Genomic DNA, 18,797 nt, shown 5'->3' with positions numbered 1-18,797 from the left:
CCGGTTGAGAAGTGCTGCAAGGTTGGCATTCGCTACGCTTGGGAAAAATCCGCTGCGTGCGAGATGACCTTTAAACAAAATTTACGAATCCCGGCGACCCCGGCACACTGATGCCATCTTCGGCACAAGGCCTTTCAATGAATCAATACGCCCCGCGCGACTGGCAGCCTCACGAGAAGCCCAGTCTGCCCGGTTCCCCCTCGACGCCGCTGCACTCCAACCCCAGGCGCCTGGCCTATGCGCTGGTGGGGTTGCTGGTGGCGCTGACCGGTGGTTTGGGCAATTCGCTGGTGGTCGCCAACCTGCCTTACCTGCAAGGGGCGATTGGGGCGACGACGGCTGAAATGGCCTGGTTGCCGGCGGCGTATGTAATGACCAACGTGTCGATGAACCTGCTGCTGGTGAAGTTTCGCCAGCAGTTCGGTTTGCGGGCGTTCACCGAGGTGTTTCTGGTTTTGTATGCGCTGGTGACCTTCGGCCATTTGTTCGTCAATGACCTGAGCTCGGCGATTGCGGTGCGTGCCGCTCACGGCATGGTCGGCGCGGCGTTGAGCTCGCTGGGCCTGTATTACATGGTGCAGGCGTTCCCGGCCAAATGGCGGATGAAGGCGCTGGTGCTGGGGCTTGGCACTTCGCAATTGGCGTTGCCGCTGGCGCGATTGTTCTCCGAAGACTTGCTGCAGATCGCCGAATGGCGCGGCCTGTACCTGTTCGAATTGGGCATGGCGCTGCTGTCGCTCGGCTGCGTGTTGATGCTCAAGCTGCCGCCGGGTGACCGCTTCAAGACTTTCGAACCCCTCGACTTTCTCACCTTCGCCATCCTCGCCAGTGGCGTGGCCTTGCTGTGCGCGGTGCTGTCCCTAGGGCGGATCGACTGGTGGCTCGAAGCACAATGGATCGGCATCGCCCTTGCCGCATCGATTGCCTTGATCCTCGCGGGGCTGGCCATCGAACACAACCGCAGCAACCCGATGCTGATGACCCGCTGGCTCGGCAGCGGGGTGATGATCCGCCTCGCGCTGGCGGTGATCCTGATTCGCATGGTGACCTCGGAGCAATCCACCGGCGCAGTGGGTTTCATGCAGAACCTGAACATGAGCAGCCAGCAGTTGCACAGCCTCTACGTGGTGATGCTGATCGGCAGCGTCGCCGGGCTGCTGACCAGTGCGCTGACCATCGACCCGAAACACCTGCTGATGCCGCTGATCGTGTCGCTGGCGTTGATGGCCACCGGTTCGATCATCGACAGCTCTTCAAACAACCTGACCCGCCCCGAAAACCTCTATTTCAGCCAGTTCCTGCTGGCGTTCGGCAGCACATTCTTCCTCGGCCCGACCATGGTCCTCGGCACGCGCAACGTGCTGACCAATCCGCGTAATCTGGTGAGTTTTTCGGTGTTGTTCGGGATCTGCAACAACCTCGGCGGCCTGATCGGCGCAGCGTTGCTGGGGACGTTCCAGATCGTGCGCGAGAAATTTCATTCCAGCCATATCGTCGAGCAACTGGTGCTGTCCGATCCGTTGGTGGCCGCCCGGGTACAGAGCGGCGGTTCGGCGGTCGGCTCCCTGATTGCGGACCCGAGCCTGCGCAACCTGCAAGGCATTCGCAGCCTGGCCAACGCCGCCACCCGGGAAGCCAACGTGCTGGCCTACAACGATGTGTTCATGCTGATTGCGGTGATCGCGATCTTGACCATGATCTGGATTTCCCTCCGTGCGCTGTGGCTGATCAGCACCACCAAAGCCGTCGCCCCGACACCTTCCGTACCTTCCAGCGGTGCCACTTCTTCATGACCGAACCGACCACCACGACCACCAATGCCATCGCCGCCACTCCCGAGGGAGAGGCGCCGCCGTCATCACCGAACACTGAACCGCGCTCGTTGCGGGTGCGGATCATCTCGTCGCTGGGCTTTGCCGCGATTGCCATCGTCGGTGTGCTGATCGTGCTTTACGCCTGGCAGTTGCCGCCGTTCAGCAGCGCGGTCGAGACCACTGAAAACGCCTTGGTGCGGGGGCAGGTGACGATCATCGGTCCGCAGCTCAGTGGTTATGTGTTTGAAGTACCGGTGCAGGACTTCCAGTTTGTGAAGGAAGGCGATTTGCTGGTGCGTCTCGATGACCGCATTTATCAGCAGCGTCTCGATCAGTCGCTGGCGCAACTGGCGGTACAGAAGGCTGCGCTGGCCAACGTCGTCCAGCAGCGCAACAGCGCCGAAGCGACGATCAAGTTGCGGCAGGCGGTGGTGGCTGATAGCGAGGCGCAGTTACGCAAAAGCGAGGCTGACTTGCGACGCAACACGGCGTTGGTCAATGACGGCTCCGTCTCCAAGCGTGAGATGGACGTGGCGCTGGCCGCCAATGCGCAGGGCATTGCGTCGGTGGCGCAGGCCAAGGCCAATCTGGAAATCGCCCGGCAGGATCTGCAAACGGTGATCGTCAATCGCGGCTCGCTGGAAGCCGCGGTGGCCAGCGCCGAGGCGGCGGTGCAACTGGCGCGGATCGATCTGTCCAACACCCGGATCATCGCCCCGCGCGACGGCCAGCTCGGGCAGATCGGCGTGCGCCTCGGTGCCTACGTCAATTCCGGGGCACAGTTGATGGCACTGGTGCCGGATCAGAAATGGGTGATCGCCAACATGAAGGAAACCCAGATGGACAACGTGCGGGTCGGGCAACCGGTGACCTTCACCGTGGATGGCCTGAACCACCGCAAGTTCACGGGTCATGTGCAGCACATTTCGCCGGGCACCGGTTCCGAATTCGCCTTATTGCAGGCCGACAACGCCACCGGCAACTTCGTGAAAATCGCTCAGCGGGTGCCGGTGCGTATCACCATCGATCCGGGGCAGCAGGAGAGCGAACGGCTGCGACCGGGGATGTCGGTGGTGGTCAGCATCGATACGGCGGCGGGTGATACCCAGAAGCACTGACTTCAGGCGGCGATCATCGGGGGCAGGGTGCCGAGCACAGACACGGCCGCCACGGCACCGATCCCCAGCAACCACTCGAGCATCACGCTGTGCTTGAGGGTGTCGATCCGTTGTTCGCAATCACTGATGCGCAAGCGGTTGAACAGCGCCAGTGCGAGCATGCCGAACACCAGCAATGCCTTGATCAACAGAATCAGGGCAAATCCCGAGAACAACGGCGTCGGCCACCATTGGCCGGTGAGGACGCGCACGTTGATCAGCCCGGTGATCAGCAGGCCGGCGACCAACACGTAGCCGAGCCCGCTGAACCGCTGCAGGACCTCACGAACCGTTTCGCCGGACTGGCGCAGGATCATCACCAGCATCAGCAACCCACCGAGCCAGGCGCCGACGCACGTCAGGTGAACCACCTGATTGAGGATCAGCATCTGGCCGCTGAAGCCGTCGAGCATGGCCCCGTGACCGACCGGGGCGAGGGTCATCAGCAGCAACGCGCTCAGGCCCAGCCGCAATGGTTGGCTCGATCGCCACGGGGTAAACAGCAACGCCAATAGCAGTGCATTGATCAGCAGATGCCAGCGCCACACCTGACCGAAAAACGTATGGCCCAGCACTAGCTCAATGGTGTCCGGATCGAACGCTGCAGCGGCCGAACCGGCCATGCTCGCGGTGATCAGCAACGCCCAGGCAACGCCGCTGACCAGCGCAATCGCCGCCAGCCAACGGGCCAGCCGCGCCAGGTGTCGATCCAGCGCCGGCGCTTCACCCTTGAGCAGCAGCGGCCGGAACAGCCAGGCCCCGAACAGCATCAACACCACGATGAAATGCAGGAACCGGCACAACACCAACGCTTCACTCATGAATTACTGGCCAACCTTGAACTGATAGGCGCCTTCGCTCTTGTGCGTATCGACCGACACCGCGTGCCATTCGACCTTGTATTCGCCAGCGGTCAATGGTGCTTCGGGCGTGACGATCAGGGTTTTCTTGTCGCCTTCGGTGGTCAGCGGCTTGACCTTCACCGGCGCGCCATCGTGGGTCACGATGACTTTGGTGAAGCTGGCTTCGACGCCTTCGGAAAACACCAGGCGCAGATCCGCAGGCGCGGCGACGGTGCTGTCGGCGGCCGGGGTCTGGCTTTTCAGATGTGCGTGGGCGAACGCCTGGGAAGTGACGACCAGCGAGGCGAGCAGCGCGCCGGCGGTGAACAGGTTTTTCAGCTTCATGGGCAATCCCTTTTCAGTGAGTGACGGCGGACAGTATAGGGTGTGCCGTGCACGTTGCCTTGAGGTGAGACAAGGAGGCGGGTGGCGATCCTAAACCAGAAAAATGCCCGGGTGTGTGAAGAATCGTTCTCGGCTGTCGCCCCTTGCCCAGAGCGGATGCTAGTCTTCAACAACGTTGTCTTCAGGGAGCCCTCATGGGCAATCACAAGATCGAAATCCGCCGCACCAATGTCGACAAGATCCTGCTGGCGGCGGAAAAGGTATTCGCCGAAAAAGGCTTCGGTGGCACCGCCATGGCCGACATCGCCGCCGAAGTGCAATTGCCGCGTTCCAACCTGCATTACTACTTCTCGACCAAGAGCGAGCTGTACAGCGCGGTGCTGTTCGACCTGCTGGAAGTGTGGAAGCAGGACGCCCTGTGCTTCGAGATGTTCGATGATCCGCGGGTGGTGCTCAGCAGCTACATCCGCGCCAAGATGAACCACTCGCGCAGCCGGCCTTACGGCTCGAAAGTCTGGGCCAACGAAATCATCCACGGAGCGCCGACCCTGGGCGAGGCGCTGGATGTCAGCCTGTACGACTGGGCGAAGATGAAAGAGGCGAAGATTCGTCAGTGGGTGGAGGACAAGCGGATTCTGCCGGTGGAGCCGTCGAGCCTGCTGTACATGATCTGGGCGTCGACCCAGCACTATGCCGACTTCGATCACCAGGTGAACATTCTGAATGAGCATCAGCCGTTGTCGGACATGCAGTTCGAGCGGGCGGTGCAGACGGTGACGAGTGTGATTTTGCGGGGGATAGGTTTAGAACCCTGAAAAAAGTCAAAAGCTAACCCTCACCCCAGCCCTCTCCCGGAGGGAGAGGGGGCCGACTGAGGTGTCTTGCGAGCTACATCGACCTGCAAGACCGGGTCGATTATGGATTCACAGTGGAGTTCCAGCTGTTTCGGTTATGGATTCAACGCAGGATTTTCACGTCGGTGTAATTCGTCAATATCCCCCAATCAGTCCCCTCTCCCAGGGGGAGAGGGCTAGGGTGAGGGGACTTCTGGATCAGCAGGCAATCTAGACCGTAACGTGATACGGATTGCGCGGATCATGATTCCAGTCCAGAAACGGCTTGCCCGTCTCCATCGGCACCATCTCGATGCAGTCCGCCACCGGGCAGGTGATCTGGCACAGATTGCACCCCACACACTCATCATCGATCACTTCATATGTGTGCGTGCCATCGGCCTGTTTCAGGCTGCTGATTGCCTGGTGTGATGTGTCTTCGCAGGCAATGTGGCACCGCCCGCAACCGATGCACGCTTCCTGATCGATCTTCGCGATGACCTGATAGTTGATGTCCAGGTACTTCCAGTCGGTCGTATTGCCCACCGCACGCCCGGAGAACTCGGCGATGCTGGCGTAGCCCTGACTATCCATCCACCGCGACAAGCCATCCTTCATTTCATCGACAATCCGGAAACCGTGGAGCATCGCCGCCGTGCACACCTGCACCGCACCGCTGCCCAGTGCAATGAACTCCGCCGCATCGCGCCAACTGCCGATGCCACCAATGCCGCAGATCGGCAGGCCTTGAGTCTGCGGATCACGGGCGATTTCCGCGACCATGTTCAGCGCTATCGGTTTGACCGCCGAGCCGCAATAACCGCCGTGAGTGCTTTTGCTGCCGACGGTGGGCAGGGCGACCATGTGTTCGAGGTCGACGCTGGTGATCGAATTGATGGTGTTGATCAGCGACACCGCATCGGCGCCGCCCCGGTATGCGGCGCGGGCGGCGACGCGGATGTCGGTGATGTTCGGTGTGAGTTTGACGATCACCGGCAGCGAGCAATAGGTCTTGCACCAGCGCGTGACCTGCTCGACGTACTCCGGCACCTGACCGACTGCCGCGCCCATGCCGCGTTCGGGCATGCCGTGGGGGCAGCCGAAGTTCAGCTCGATGCCGTCGGCGCCGGTGGCTTCCACCAGCGGCAGGATGTTTTTCCACGACTCTTCGACGCAGGGCACCATCAGTGACACGATCAACGCGCGATCCGGCCAGTCTTTTTTAACCTGGGTGATTTCCCGCAGGTTGATTTCCAGCGAGCGGTCGGTGATCAGTTCGATGTTGTTGATGCCCAGCACTTCGCGGTTGGCGCCGTAATGCGCCGAATAACGCGACGACACGTTGACCGCCGCCGGGTCTTCACCCAGGGTTTTCCAGACCACGCCGCCCCAGCCGGCCTCGAAGGCGCGCACCACGTTGTAGGCCTTGTCGGTCGGAGGCGCGGAGGCCAGCCAGAACGGGTTGGGGGCTTTGATACCGGCGAAGACAATCGAGAGATCGGCCATTTACGCAGCCTCCACGTTGAGCATCAGTTGAGCGTTGATCGCCTCGGCGGCGCGCTTGCCGTGTTGCACCGCTTGCACGGTCAGATCCTGATCGAGGCTGGTGCAGTCGCCGCCGGCGTACACGCCGGGGATGCTGGTACGCAGGTTTTCATCGACCTGGATGCGTTCGCCCTGACGCTTCAGCTCGCGGGCCAGCGGGTCGGCGAGGGCGCTGCTGTCGAAGGCCTGGCCGATGGCTTTGAAGATCGCATCGGCGGCCAGCTCGAACGTCTCGCCAGTGGTTTGCAGGCGACCTTCCACCAGATGCGTACGGGCGAAGCGCATGCCGCGCACCTTGCCCTGAGCGTCGAGCAGCACTTCGTCCGGTTGCGCCCAGGTCAGCAGCCGCACCTGATTGGCCTTGGCAATGTCCTGCTCGTGGCCGGTGGCGCCCATGTCTGCCGCGCCACGGCGATAGACCAGGTTGACGTCGCGGGCGCCGAGGCGGGCCATTTGCACGGCCATATCGATGGCGGTGTTGCCGGCGCCGAGGACGATGCAGTGTTCAGCCAGCGGTAGTTGCGACAGGTCATCGACCTGGCGTAGTTCGCGGATGTAGTCGGTGGCAGCGAGCAGGCCGGGCGCGTCTTCGTGGGCCAGGCCGAGTTGCTTGCTGGCGTTCAGACCGAGGCCGAGGAACACCGCGTCGAACTGCTGATGCAGTTCGCTCAAGGTCAGGTTGTCGCCGAGTTTCTGCCCGTGGCGGATTTCGATGCCGCCGATCTGCAGGAGGAAATCCAGTTCCTTCTGTGCGTAGTCGTCGACCAGTTTGTATTTGGCGATTCCGTATTCGTTGAGCCCGCCAGCCTTCTCCCGCGCTTCGAAAATCACCACGTCATGCCCATGCATGGCGCTGCGATGCGCGCAGGACAAACCCGCCGGGCCGGCACCGACCACCGCAATGCGTTTACCGGTGGCGGCGGCGCGCTGGAACGGGTGCTCGGTGAAGTGCGCGTTATCCACGGCGTAGCGTTGCAGCAGGCCGATCAGCACCGGCGCGCATTCATGGGCGTTGTTGCGCACGCAGGCTTGCTGGCAGAGGATCTCGGTCGGACAGACCCGTGCGCAACTGCCGCCGAGGATGTTCGCCGAGAGGATTTTCTGCGCGGCGCCCGGCACGTTGTCCTGATGGATATTGCGGATGAACGACGGGATGTCGATCTCGCTCGGGCACGCATTCACGCACGGCGCGTCGTAGCAATACAGGCAGCGCGAGGCTTCCAGATGCGCCTGACGGTCGTTGAGCGGCGGCGCCAGATCGGTGAAATGGCCGGCGAGGGCGGCCGCACTTTCGTGCGGGTGCGGGAGATGGTTCAGGGTCTCGATCACGGTTTTTTGCCTCACGGTTATTTGAGGTTTTCTGCCTCTGTCGGGCAGTGGTTTTTTGTTGTCGATCGTTCCCACGCTCTGCGTGGGAATGCCTCAAGGGACGCTCCGCGTCCAGTGACGCGGAGCGTCACGGGCTGCATTCCCACGCAGAGCGTGGGAACGATCATCGGTAATCAGGGAATCAGCGTTTGACGGCCACAGGTCTGTGCAACTCAGCCCGCTTGCTCAACAAGTCAAACACCGCCGGATACGCCGGCCGCTCGATGTACCGGCCCGCCCCGCGCTCGGCGCGCAGGTCGCCGTCGGCCCAGACCAACCGGCCCTGGCTGACGGTATGGCTCGGCACACCGGTCACGGTCTTTCCTTCGAAGATGTTGAAGTCCACCTGCTGATGGTGGGTCTTGGCGGAGATGGTGCGGGTGCCTTGCGGGTCCCACAGCACCAGGTCGGCATCGGCGCCGACGCGGATTGCGCCCTTGCGCGGATAGAGATTGAAGATTTTCGCGGTGTTGGTGGAGGTGAGGGCGACGAAGTCCTGCATCGACAACCGTCCCGAGTTCACCCCTTCATCCCACAACACCGCCATGCGGTCTTCGATGCCGGCGGTGCCGTTGGGGATCTTGCTGAAGTCGTCGCGGCCGGCGGCTTTCTGCTCGGCGCAGAAGCAGCAATGATCGGTGGCGGTGGTGTGCAGATTGCCGCTCTGCAAGCCATGCCACAGCGCCTCCTGATGCCCGCGCGGGCGGAACGGCGGGCTCATCACGTAACCGGCGGCGGTCTGCCAGTCCGGGTGCTGGTAGACGCTGTCGTCCAGCAGCAGATGCCCGGCCAGCACTTCGCCGTAGACCGGTTGACCCTTGCTGCGGGCGTAGGTGATTTCGTCGAGGGCCTCCTTGGTCGAGACGTGTACCAGGTACAGCGGCGTGCCGATGGTTTCAGCGATGCGGATCGCCCGGCTCGCGGCTTCACCTTCGACCTGCGAGGGCCGCGACAGCGGGTGCGCTTCCGGCCCGGTGATGCCCTGGGCCATCAACTTGCGCTGCAGGTGATAGACCAGTTCGCCGTTTTCCGCGTGCACGGTCGGCACGGCGCCGAGTTCCAGGCAGCGCTCGAAACTCGCCACCAGCGTGTCGTCGGCGGCCATGATCGCGTTCTTGTAAGCCATGAAATGCTTGAAGCTGTTGATCCCGTGCTGGCTGACCAGTTCGGCCATTTCCTCGCGGACCTGCTCGCTCCACCAGGTGATCGCGACGTGGAAACCGTAGTCGGAGGCGGACTTCTCCGCCCAGCCACGCCACTGATGAAACGCTTCGAGCAGCGACTGCTGCGGATTGGGAATCACGAAATCGATGATCGAGGTGGTGCCACCGGCCAGGCCTGCGGCGGTGCCGCTGTAGAAGTCTTCGCTGGCCACGGTGCCCATGAACGGGAGTTGCATGTGAGTGTGTGGATCGATGCCGCCGGGCATCAGGTATTGGCCGCTGCCGTCGAGCACTTCGGCGCCGGCGGGAATATCCAGGTTTTCACCAATGGCTTTGATCACGCCGTCAGCGCAATAGACATCGGCGCGGTAACTTTCATCATGGGTAACAACGGTGGCGCCACGGATCAACAGAGACATTCCGAGTTCCTCGCAGGCATGACCGACTTGTGCCGGTTCTAGATGTTTTATTGTTTGCAGCGCCAATGCGTAATCTTGTCAGCGCTGTCAGGAATAGACGCTAGTCGCAGTTTTACAATTGAGCAAGAATATTTTTTATAAGCTTATATCTGTTTTAAGTTACTGATAAATAAAGATAAAAATACAAAATCACCAAAATGGTGAGGTGCTTCACCATTTTGACGCACTTGACAGGTTGGAAATATGAGCAAGATTTCCTATGTGAAATCAGCCGCTTGAAGTTGAGCTGCGGTTGATCGCCCACGACGAAAAAAAGTGCAGTGCACCAGATTGAGTCCTGACAGTTCGGACAACTTGCCTGGCATTTAGCCTGAGTGTTCAGTCAAGTTTTCGCGGCCTCATAAGGTGAATAATTAAAACTGATAAACATCAGTTGGTTACGCAAAGTTGAAAGCAAGGCCCGATGCGAAAGCGGGGCACCCGGCACGTTTATTGATGCCGCCGCTGACACCGTGGCCGGTGCAAGAAAGTTGTCAGTTCCTCCGGCCATCGTCCGGCTTGCACCCGCGTGTGCAGCCGCCTGATGAGCAAAAAAATAATCAGAAGAACAGTGGAGCGGCCATGCAACAGAACAGATCACAAGTGATCGAGCGCGACGGCTTGTTCGAGCTCGAAGCCGGCAGCGACGTCCTCGACAGTCCCCGTTACAACCACGACATGGCACCGACCAAGGTGCGCGAACGAACCTGGAACAAATGGCACATCACCGCGCTGTGGATCGGCATGTCGATCTGCGTGCCGACCTACACCCTCGGCGGGGTGCTCACCGCGTACTTTGGCCTGACCGTTGGCGAGGCCTTGCTGGCAATTCTGTTTGCCAACGTCATCGTCCTGATTCCTCTCACGCTCAACGCGTTTCCCGGCACCAAGTACGGGATTCCGTTTCCCGTGCTGCTGCGTTCGTCGTTCGGGATTCTCGGCTCCAACGTGCCGTGCCTGATCCGGGCGCTGGTGGCGTGCGGCTGGTTCGGCATCCAGACCATGTTCGGCGGGCTGGCGATTCACCTGTTTCTCGGCTCGGTGTTTGAGGGCTGGAAATCCCTCGGCGGGACGGGGGAGGTGATCGGTTTCATGATTTTCTGGGCGCTGAACCTGTGGGTGGTGATTCGGGGAGCCGAGTCGATCAAGTGGCTGGAAACCCTGTCGGCACCGTTGCTGGTGGCGGTCGGCATCGGGTTGCTGGTGTGGGCCATGCCCAATGTGTCGATGACTGAACTGCTGGCGATTCCGCCGAAGCGTCCCGAAGGTGCGAGCGTGGTCAGTTACTTCGCCGCCGGGCTGACAGCGATGGTCGGTTTCTGGGCCACCCTGTCGCTGAACATTCCCGATTTCAGCCGATATGCCCGCAGCCAGAAGGATCAGATCCTCGGGCAGATTTTCGGCCTGCCGCTGACCATGTTCCTGTTCGCCGCACTGGGCGTGGTGATGACCGCCGCGTCGGTGAAACTGGTGGGCGTCAGCGTCTCCGATCCGGTGACCCTGATCGGCCATATCCAGAGCCCGGTGTGGGTCGCGGTGGCCATGGCGCTGATTATCATCGCCACGCTGTCGACCAACACCGCCGCCAACATCGTCTCGCCAACCAACGATTTCCAGAACATCGCGCCCAAGGTGATCAACCGCACCAAAGCGGTGATCCTCACTGGTTTCGTCGGTCTGGCGCTGATGGGCCATGAGCTGCTGAAAAAGCTCGGATGGATCGTCTCCGATGTCAGCCTGGAAACCGTGTATTCGAACTGGCTGCTGGGTTATTCCAGCCTGCTCGGGCCGATCGCCGGGATCATGGTGGTGGACTATTTCCTGATCAAGAAACAGCAACTGGACCTGGCCGGCCTGTACCGCGACGACGTGTACCCGGCGTGGAACTGGGCCGGGTTCATCGCGTTCGGCGTGCCGGTGGTGCTGACCCTGCTGTCGCTGGGCAGCAGCGCATTCAGCTGGTTTTACAGCTACGGCTGGTTCACCGGCTCGGCGCTGGGCGGGTTGATCTATTACGGGTTGTGCGCGATGCGGACCAGCCCGGTGGTCGTCAAATCGCCGTTGTAATTCCCATAAGAACTGCCTGAGGAGATCCCCATGAACGCAGCCGTAGACGTTCTGCAATCGACCCATCAGCACATCAACCGCGACCGCTTGTGGGCGTCGCTCATGGAACTCGCCAAACTCGGCGCCACGGTCAAGGGCGGGGTCTGTCGCCTGGCCCTGACCGACCTCGACCGCCAGGCCCGCGACCTGTTCGTGCAGTGGTGCAAGGATGCCGGTTGCAGCGTCACGGTCGATGAAGTCGGCAACATCTTCGCCCGCCGCCCTGGCCGTAACCCGAACCTGCCCCCGGTGATGACCGGCAGCCACATCGACACTCAGCCCACCGGCGGCAAGTTCGACGGCTGCTTCGGCGTGCTGGCCGGGGTCGAAGTGCTGCGCACCCTCAATGACCTGGGCGTGGAAACCGAGGCGCCGCTGGAAGTGGTGGTCTGGACCAACGAAGAAGGCTCGCGCTTCGCCCCGTGCATGATGGGCTCCGGCGTGTTCGCGGAAAAATTCACCCTCGAAGAAACCCTGGCCAAAGTCGATGCCGACGGCGTTACGGTCGGCGAAGCACTGAACGCCATCGGCTACGCCGGGCCACGCAAGGTCAGCGGGCATAAGGTCGGCGCCTACTTCGAAGCACACATCGAACAAGGACCAATCCTTGAAGACGAACAGAAAACCATCGGCGTAGTACTCGGCGCGCTGGGCCAGAAGTGGTTCGACCTGAAACTGCGCGGCGTCGAAGCCCACGCCGGCCCGACCCCGATGCACCTGCGCAAGGATGCTCTGGTCGGCGCTTCGGTGATCGTCGGCGCGGTCAATCGCGCGGCCCTCGGTCACCAACCCCACGCCTGCGGCACGGTCGGTTGCCTGCAAGCCTATCCGGGCTCGCGCAACGTCATTCCCGGCGAAGTGCGCATGACCCTCGACTTCCGGCATCTGGAGCCGGCACGCCTTGACTCGATGATCAGCGAGGTAAAACAAGTCATCGAAGCGACCTGCGAAGAACACGGCCTGACCTACGAGTTGACCCCGACCGCCGACTTCCCGCCGCTGTACTTCGAAAAAGGCTGCGTTGAAGCCGTGCGTGGCGCCGCCAAAGGTCTGGGCCTGTCGCACATGGACATCGTCAGCGGCGCCGGACACGACGCAATCTTCCTCGCCGAACTCGGCCCGGCCGGGATGATCTTCGTGCCGTGCGAAGGCGGCATCAGCCACAACGAAATCGAAAACGCCGCGCCGGACGATCTGGCGGCCGGCTGTGCGGTGTTGCTGCGGGCGATGCTGGCGGCTTCGGCGGCGGTGGCGGGAGGGCAGCGCGCCGCCTGACTTGAAACTGTCATCTGTACGTGCGACGTTGCCGCCCCTGAAATGGAAGCCAGGGACGCGCAATGTCGCCCATCAAAGTCATCACCTCAGGCTCGGCGTATCTGGACATCGACGCCTACGCCTGCTGCATCGCCTACGCAGAACTGCTCAACCTGCAAGGCATTCCCGCCCGCGCCGTCAGCAGCGCAAAACCCAATGCCAGTGTTTCGAACACCGTGCTCGGCTGGGGCGCGGTGCTGCACGATTACCGCCCGACCTCCAACGATGAGTTCATTCTGGTCGACGTCTCCGATTACCACCATTTCGACCCGATGGTCGCGCTCGATCGGGTGGTGGAAGTCATCGACCATCATCCGGGCTTCGAAGACCATTGGGCACAGACACTTGGATCGGCCGCCGACATCCGCCCGATCGGCGCGGCAGCGACTCAGGTTTTTCAGCGCTGGAAAGCCGCAGGCTTGGTGCCAAGGATCAGCGAACAAAGCGCCGCGCTGCTGGCCACGGCGATTCTGGACAACACGCTGAATTTCACCGGGCAGATGACCACAACGGCGGACATCGATGCCTACGCCGAACTCGCGCCACACGGGAAACTCACGGCGGACTGGCCCGGGCAATACTTCCTCGAGTGTCAGGCCGCCATCGAATCAGACATGTCGGCTGCATTGGCCGCCGATCTCAAACGCATGAAACCCGAAAGCCGGTTGCCTGAGTTTTTTGCGCAGATGACCGTATGGGATGCCGACGCGCTGATCGAGAAGTATCGCAGCGAGATTTGCCGCTGGATGGACGGGCAGGGTGATGACTGGTTGCTGAACGTCATCTGCATCAGCCAGCACAAGAGTTGTTTGCTGGCCGAACCCGTGGTCAGCCAGCAGAAGTTGAGTCGTTTGCTGCCGATGGAATGGCAGGCTGGGTTGGCGGTTCTAAAACCCTCGATCTTGCGCAAGGAACTACTGAGCCTGGGGCTGAACGCAAACTCAGGCGGGTGAAGTGATTACCCGGGATTGTCGGTTTTACTCGCCGCGCCTTTTCGTCGTTCAACGCCATTCGGGTTGCCAACGTCCAGCAATCGTCTTTCCACCAGCACGTTCTCGAGCGCCTGGCGTTCGGCTGGCGCCATCTGGTGTTCGCGCTTTTTCAGCTCCAGCAGGATGGGGCTGGACCAGGTGCGATAGGTCTGTTCGATGAGGCGGTTGGATGTCATCAGTCTCTCCTTGATCAAGAGCCCGGTGTAGCTGGCAGGGGCTCAATCCGATGAGGTACTAACGTTAGTCGAGAAAGCCGAAAGTCGCGAACGCCGCCGGTGGGAGCTGACGAGACCAATCGTCGCACCGTCGCAGACGTCCGGGCCGAGCCATTCGTGTTTCGCGTCGGCTATGACGACCCGCAGCTGCGCAATGAATTGCTGATCCACGAGCCGATCCATGTGGTGATGCCGGCGGATCACCCGTTGGCCCGGCGCGACGTATCGGGCGGACGATGCCTCGCCGGTGCTCAAGCTGTTTCTGGATACGCTGCGGGAACTGGTCGATCACACATCGCGATAATCAGGGACAAAGTTGCCCGGCACGATCACAACGGCCTGCGGTCGTAAACTTCACATGCGTGCATTTGTGGAGAGCCAATGAGCCGGGACGTCCTGACCACCGAAACCAATCGCCGTCAGTTGCAGCAGATCATTGCCGGCCTGTCCGACGGGGTGATTCTGCTGGAACTCGACCAGACGATTCTCTGGGCCAACGAGGCGGCGCTGGCGATGCATGGCGTCAGTCGCATCGGCGAGTTGGGCAACAACGCCGGGGAATATGTCGAGCGTTTCAATCTGCGTTATCGCAACAACCATACACTGACGCTGGAGCAGTACCCGATCAGCCGTGTAGCCGCCGGCGAAACCTTCAGCGACGTGCTGGTCGAAGTCACCCCGCGCAGCGATGAGGAGCGCACCTGGGTGCACAGCGTGCGCAGCATGGTGTTGACCGACCGCGACGGCGAGACCGAGTCGTTGGTGCTGATCATGAGTGACGTCACCGATTGGGCCAACGCCGAGCAGCGCTTCGAAAAAACCTTCAATGCCAACCCGGCACCGGCAGTGATCTGCCGCCTCAGCGATCTGCGTTACATCAAGGTCAATCCGGGGTTCCTGGAAATGACCGGCTACACCCGCGATCAGGTGATCGGCGCCTCGACCTACGAACTGGATATTCTCGAACAGGCCGAGCGCAAGGACCTGGCGATCCAGCGCCTGCGCGATGTCGCGACCATTCCGCAGATGCAGGCTGAATTGCGTCTGCCGGACGGTGGCAGCAAGCAGGTGATCGTGGCGGGGCAGCCGCTGGTGCTCAATGACGAGGACTGCATGCTGTTTTCGTTCGTCGACATGGAGCCTCGGCACAAGGCCGAAGTCGCCTTGCGCCAAAGTGAAGAGCGGTTCGCCAAGGCCTTTCGCCTGACCCCGGTGCCGATCCTGATTTGCAGTGCCGACGAGCAGCGGCTGATCGACGTCAATCAGACCTTTCTCGATACCCTGGCTTACGAGAGCGACGACGTGCTCGGCAAGACCGTCGCGCAACTGGAATTCATCGATGAACCGGCGGAACGCGCCCGGTTGCTGGCGGCGCTGGAGAAGACCGGCCGGGTTGATCGCGTCGATATGCGGATCCGCAGGAAAGACGCCGAATTGCTGGAGTGCGCGGTGTCCGCCGACACCGTCAACATTCAGGACACGGTGTGCTATCTGCTGGTGCTGATGGACATCACCGAACGCAAGCGCACCGAGCTTGAGTTGGTGGCGGCGATTGAAGAGGTGATGAAGGACGCTTCGTGGTTCAGCCGTACGCTGATCGAAAAACTGGCGAATGTGAAGAAGGTCAATTCGCCGCAACTGCCGAGTGTGTCGTTCACCGATCTCACCGCCCGCGAGCGCGATGTGCTGGGGCTGATCTGTGAGGGACTGGCGGACAAGGAGATTGCTGCGCGGTTGAAACTGGCGCCGAACACGGTGCGCAATCATGTGGCGACGGTGTATTCGAAGCTCGATGTGCACAGTCGCAGTGAGGCGATTGTCTGGGCTCGGGAGCGTGGGTTGTTTTCGGGGGGCGGCCGGGGGCAGCGGTAAGGTGCAAATGCACTAGTTCATGGGGTGCAAATTCGGGTGTTTGATCGGGCGGGGTGTTCTTAGTCTGGTGAGGTGCGATGCATTTTTTGGTGATCGTGTCTCTTTGGAACCTGCTAATGGATCAGCCCTTTATGAATGTGTTGTTTGTTGTTGAGTCTGGTTGTGTGGAGCTGGCGCGATGATTTATCTGGCGCAGTTGCGGGCTCGGCTTGAGCGTAGTTTTTCGCCGTTGGCTTGTGAGTGTGTGGTGGATGGGGATCATTCGCTTACGGTGAAGTTGTATGAGCCGGTTTCGGGGCGGGTGGATCTGGTGATCAGTGGGTTGAGTCTGGATGCGTTGCGCACGGATGAGGCGGTGGATGGTTTGGTTGATGAGTTGCGGTATGAGCTTGAGAGTAATTCTTTGCGGTCGCCCGGGTGAGCTTGGCGGCCTTTGGGCCGACCATGCTCTGGGTGGGTTTGGGTGAATATCCGTTTCTTCGGGTGTTGCGGCTGGCGGTTCCGCTCTTACAGCGGGTCACTTTTGACAAACGCCTCAAAAGTAACCAAAAAGTCTTTACCCTGACGTTCGGCCCTCGCTGTGGCTCGGGTTCCTTCGCTCCGGGATTGATCCGGGGGCATCGCCTACGGTTTGCTTCGCTGCACCTCCTCTCGATGTGTTTGGCTTCGCCAAACGGTCGCTGCGCTCCCACCCCCGGATCAATCCCTCCACTCAGCCTGCCGACGGGCCCTGCGATCAAAAGCGGTACTCGAGCTAACGCTCATCGTGTTGAGTGGTGAGGAGCGCGAAGCCGACTTGTGTGCTCTTTGATCGTTCCCACGCTCCGCGTGGGAATGCAGCCCGGGACGCTCTGCGTCCCAATCTGACATTCACCTGTTGGCACTGGCTTGTCAGTGGTGGCGACGGATCAGTCGACTCGTTCAATTGATAGCTACTCATCCCAAAAATCGACAGCAAATCCCACCAGTTCAAGCCATTTCACTGGCACTCGCAGCCCACTGGTCTATAAGGAATGAGTGGTTCGGTTTCCATAACCGGGCATTTGTACGCTCGGCGACGGGAGTTTGTCTTCCATTCATCGCGGGTCATCCTATGAACAATCCTGGGAAACGCGTGTGTTCATCGTTGTTGTCGGCTTTCGGTCTGGTGCTGCTCAGTGGCTGCGCCAGTCCTCCACCCCCTCCGCCGGCCGCGCCGCCTCCGCCACCGGAGCGTACCTGTCAGGTGATCGAAAATACCGAGGTCGCCGGTGATGCGTATGCCGACGGTCAAGTGACTCGACATATCTCAACGACCCGTTGCGTCACTCAATAGCCCGGGCGCCTGTGAAGGCGCGGGTAGAGTGGATTGTGCTGGTGGCCGATCTGGTCGGCACGGCGGTGTTTGCGGTTGAAGGCGCGATTGCGGCGATGCGCAGTCAGCTCGATCTGCTCGGGGTGATGGTGATTGCCTTTATCGTCGCACTCGGCGGCGGGGTGACCCGTGATCTGTTGATCGGCGCTACACCGCCCAAGGCTGTGGCTGACTGGCGTTATCCGGCGCTGGCGTTTGCCATGGGCGGGGTGGCGTTTGTTTTTCATGAGCAGGTGCTGGGCTGGTCCGGTTCGACCTTGATCGTGCTGGACGCGGCGGGGTTGGCGCTGTTTGCCGTGGCCGGGGCGCAGAAGGCGTTGAATTTCGGGATCTCGCCGTTTGTGTCCATGCTGATGGGCACGATTACCGGCGTCGGTGGCGGGGTGCTGCGTGACATCGTGCTGGCGCGGGTGCCGGTGGTGTTGCAGGCGGATTTGTATGCCAGTTCGGCGTTTGTCGGCGCAGCGGTGTTGATCATCGGGCGCAGGCTGGGGGTTCCGCCAGTGGCGGCGGCGTTGCTGGCGGGGGCCGCGTGTTTGTTGTTGAGGTTGTTGTCGGTGCATTTCGGCTGGCAGTTGCCGAAGGTTCTGGAGGCATGAAAAAGGCAGCCCTAGGGCTGCCTTTCGTTTGCGTCAGAAGTGGATCAGGACAGGAAACCGCCGTCCACGTTCAGCGACACACCCGTGGTGTAGCTCGACGCATCACTTGCCAGGTACAGCACGGCGCCGGCCATTTCGCTCGGGTCGGCTACGCGCTTGAGCGGGATCTGCGTCAGGGCCTGTTTCAGGATCGCGTCGTTCTTCACCAGGGCCGAGGCGAATTTGGTGTCGGTCAGGCCCGGCAGCAGGGCGTTGCAGCGGATGCCGAACTGCGCACATTCCTTGGCGAAGACTTTGGTCATGTTGATCACGGCGGCTTTGGTCACCGAGTAGATGCCCTGGAAGATCCCCGGCGAAATGCCGTTGATCGACGCCACGTTGATGATGCTGCCGCCACCGTTTTCGCGCATCAGCTTGCCGGCTTCCACCGACATGAAGAAGTAGCCGCGGATGTTCACGTCGACGGTTTTCTGGAAGGCGCCGAGGTCGGTGTCCAGCACGTTGCAGAACTGTGGGTTGGTCGCGGCGTTGTTGACCAGAATGTCGAGGCGCCCGAACTGTTCCTTGATCCCGGCGAAGACCTGGCTGATCTGTTCCATTTCGCCGATGTGGCAGGCGACCGCTGTGGCCTTGCCGCCGGCGGCGATGATGGCGTCGGCCACGTGTTGGCAGCCTTCGAGTTTGCGGCTCGAAACGATCACATGGGCGCCTTGCTGGGCCAGCAGTTTGGCGATGGCTTCACCGATGCCACGGCTGGCGCCGGAGACGAAAGCGATCTTGCCGTCGAGGTCGAACAACTGAGTCTTGGACATGGGATTCC

At 61.2% G+C, this 18,797-nt stretch carries 16 protein-coding genes; 9 read left to right on the top strand and 7 right to left on the bottom strand.

Annotated elements, in window-relative coordinates:
* Positions 1 to 137: 137 nt before the first annotated feature.
* The gene (locus AC07N4_RS04890; protein ID WP_096822549.1) at positions 138 to 1,793 is read left to right on the top strand and encodes an MFS transporter; all 1,656 of its coding nucleotides are present in this window, start codon (positions 138 to 140) and stop codon (positions 1,791 to 1,793) included.
* Positions 1,790 to 2,932 (top strand): HlyD family secretion protein, encoded by a 1,143-nt coding sequence (locus tag AC07N4_RS04885; protein ID WP_102621988.1) that lies wholly within the window; start codon positions 1,790 to 1,792, stop codon positions 2,930 to 2,932. The genes AC07N4_RS04890 and AC07N4_RS04885 overlap by 4 nt, the downstream gene beginning before the upstream one ends.
* 2 nt (positions 2,933 to 2,934) lie before the next feature.
* Here AC07N4_RS04885 and copD read toward each other — a convergent pair whose 3' ends face one another.
* Complete coding sequence (gene copD, locus AC07N4_RS04880) at positions 2,935 to 3,792, bottom strand: copper homeostasis membrane protein CopD (protein WP_493065079.1); 858 nt, start codon at positions 3,790 to 3,792, stop codon at positions 2,935 to 2,937.
* 3 nt (positions 3,793 to 3,795) lie between these two features.
* Positions 3,796 to 4,158, bottom strand: a complete 363-nt coding sequence (gene copC, locus AC07N4_RS04875) for a copper homeostasis periplasmic binding protein CopC (RefSeq protein ID WP_096822546.1) — start codon at positions 4,156 to 4,158, stop codon at positions 3,796 to 3,798.
* Between the two features lie 194 nt (positions 4,159 to 4,352).
* Between copC and AC07N4_RS04870 the strand changes: the two genes are divergently transcribed.
* The gene (locus AC07N4_RS04870; RefSeq protein ID WP_007952885.1) at positions 4,353 to 4,973 is read left to right on the top strand and encodes a TetR/AcrR family transcriptional regulator; all 621 of its coding nucleotides are present in this window, start codon (positions 4,353 to 4,355) and stop codon (positions 4,971 to 4,973) included.
* A 249-nt stretch (positions 4,974 to 5,222) separates the two neighbouring features.
* Here AC07N4_RS04870 and preA read toward each other — a convergent pair whose 3' ends face one another.
* The 3 genes from preA to hydA all read right to left on the bottom strand — a co-directional run bounded on the left by preA (position 5,223) and on the right by hydA (position 9,486).
* Positions 5,223 to 6,497, bottom strand: coding sequence for an NAD-dependent dihydropyrimidine dehydrogenase subunit PreA (preA, locus tag AC07N4_RS04865; protein WP_493065078.1), 1,275 nt, complete (start codon positions 6,495 to 6,497; stop codon positions 5,223 to 5,225).
* Positions 6,498 to 7,865 carry an NAD(P)-dependent oxidoreductase gene (locus AC07N4_RS04860; RefSeq protein ID WP_493065077.1) on the bottom strand — a complete coding sequence of 456 codons (1,368 nt, stop codon included), beginning with the start codon at positions 7,863 to 7,865 and terminating at the stop codon, positions 6,498 to 6,500.
* A 181-nt stretch (positions 7,866 to 8,046) separates the two neighbouring features.
* A complete protein-coding gene (gene hydA, locus AC07N4_RS04855; RefSeq protein ID WP_493065076.1) occupies positions 8,047 to 9,486 on the bottom strand; it encodes a dihydropyrimidinase in 1,440 nt (479 codons plus the stop codon).
* A gap of 621 nt (positions 9,487 to 10,107) precedes the next feature.
* On the opposite strand from hydA, the gene AC07N4_RS04850 reads away from it, so the two are divergent.
* From AC07N4_RS04850 to AC07N4_RS04840, 3 genes are all read left to right on the top strand, one after another.
* Positions 10,108 to 11,592 carry an NCS1 family nucleobase:cation symporter-1 gene (locus AC07N4_RS04850; RefSeq protein WP_096822542.1) on the top strand — a complete coding sequence of 495 codons (1,485 nt, stop codon included), beginning with the start codon at positions 10,108 to 10,110 and terminating at the stop codon, positions 11,590 to 11,592.
* Positions 11,593 to 11,622: 30 nt separating this feature from the next.
* Entirely contained in the window at positions 11,623 to 12,906 is a 1,284-nt protein-coding gene (locus AC07N4_RS04845; RefSeq protein WP_493065075.1) for a Zn-dependent hydrolase, read from the top strand.
* Positions 12,907 to 12,977: 71 nt separating this feature from the next.
* Positions 12,978 to 13,898 (top strand): DHH family phosphoesterase, encoded by a 921-nt coding sequence (locus AC07N4_RS04840; RefSeq protein WP_493065205.1) that lies wholly within the window; start codon positions 12,978 to 12,980, stop codon positions 13,896 to 13,898.
* 5 nt (positions 13,899 to 13,903) lie between these two features.
* Here AC07N4_RS04840 and AC07N4_RS04835 read toward each other — a convergent pair whose 3' ends face one another.
* Positions 13,904 to 14,113, bottom strand: a complete 210-nt coding sequence (locus AC07N4_RS04835; protein WP_096822539.1) for a hypothetical protein — start codon at positions 14,111 to 14,113, stop codon at positions 13,904 to 13,906.
* Between the two features lie 420 nt (positions 14,114 to 14,533).
* Between AC07N4_RS04835 and AC07N4_RS04830 the strand changes: the two genes are divergently transcribed.
* The 3 genes from AC07N4_RS04830 to AC07N4_RS04820 all read left to right on the top strand — a co-directional run bounded on the left by AC07N4_RS04830 (position 14,534) and on the right by AC07N4_RS04820 (position 17,977).
* Positions 14,534 to 16,024, top strand: coding sequence for a helix-turn-helix transcriptional regulator (locus AC07N4_RS04830; RefSeq protein WP_493065074.1), 1,491 nt, complete (start codon positions 14,534 to 14,536; stop codon positions 16,022 to 16,024).
* A gap of 178 nt (positions 16,025 to 16,202) precedes the next feature.
* On the top strand, positions 16,203 to 16,445 hold the full coding sequence (locus AC07N4_RS04825) for a DUF1652 domain-containing protein (protein WP_192558318.1): 243 nt from the start codon (positions 16,203 to 16,205) through the stop codon (positions 16,443 to 16,445).
* 935 nt (positions 16,446 to 17,380) lie between these two features.
* On the top strand, positions 17,381 to 17,977 hold the full coding sequence (locus AC07N4_RS04820; RefSeq protein WP_256581051.1) for a trimeric intracellular cation channel family protein: 597 nt from the start codon (positions 17,381 to 17,383) through the stop codon (positions 17,975 to 17,977).
* 44 nt (positions 17,978 to 18,021) lie between these two features.
* Here the strand turns inward: AC07N4_RS04820 and AC07N4_RS04815 are convergent, their stop codons facing one another.
* The gene (locus tag AC07N4_RS04815) at positions 18,022 to 18,789 is read right to left on the bottom strand and encodes an SDR family oxidoreductase (protein ID WP_085687598.1); all 768 of its coding nucleotides are present in this window, start codon (positions 18,787 to 18,789) and stop codon (positions 18,022 to 18,024) included.
* Positions 18,790 to 18,797 lie beyond the last annotated feature (8 nt).

The organism is Pseudomonas sp. GW821-FHT09E04 (genome assembly GCF_059416185.1).
The sequence above is the reverse complement of the archived record's forward strand: the minus strand, read 5'-3'. Positions and strand labels throughout refer to the sequence as shown.